The organism is Roseateles sp. P5_B10 (assembly GCF_056400485.1).
In genome coordinates this window covers 1-671 of sequence record NZ_JBFULE010001502.1, presented here as the reverse complement: position 1 = coordinate 671, position 671 = coordinate 1, and the positions used below count along the sequence as shown (strand labels likewise).

Here is a 671-nt window from a genome sequence, read left to right as displayed (position 1 = left end):
GGTTCGGATTTCCGCAGCGTGAACCCGCTCGGGCTGGTGCCAACGCTGCGCACCGACGATGGCGCGATCCTCACCGAGAACGCCGCGATCCTGCAGCATGTCGCGGAGCGATTCCCGCAGTCGCCGATCGCGGCTGGCTCAGGCCTGGAGCGGAGCCGGCTGCAGCAGTGGCTCTGCTTCATTGGCACCGAATTGCACAAGGGATTTTTCGTGCCATTGCTCGCCAAGAAAGCGCCGGCCGAGATGAAGGCCTATACGCTGCAGAACGGCCAGTCGCGGCTGACCTATCTCGAGAATCACCTCACCGGACGTGAGTTCCTGCTCGACAGGTTCAGCGTCGCGGACGCCTATCTCGTCACAGTGCTGAACTGGACGATGGTATTGCCGGAGGTGGATCTGAAAAACTGGCCGGCGACCAAGGCCTATCACAAGCGCCTGCGCGAGCGGCCGAGCATCGTGCGCGCCGTCGCTGAAGAGTTCGAACTGTTCAAGGCTGAACAGGAGCGCCACAAGGCGGCGGCGTGATCACGCCACCGCGCGGCGGCCGATGATGGCAAAGCGCAGTCGGCTGGAGATCCAGTCGATTGCCGCCACCGCGACGAGGATCATCAGGATCAGGAACGAGACCTTCTGCCATTCCAGCACGCGGATCTGTTCGGCGAGCTGAAGAC

1 protein-coding gene is annotated in these 671 nt (G+C 63.0%); it reads left to right on the top strand.

From position 1 onward, the window contains the following. On the top strand, positions 1–525 hold a 525-nt coding region (locus AC1DU6_RS34245; RefSeq protein WP_477862901.1), incomplete at its 5' end, for a glutathione binding-like protein. Positions 526–671 lie beyond the last annotated feature (146 nt).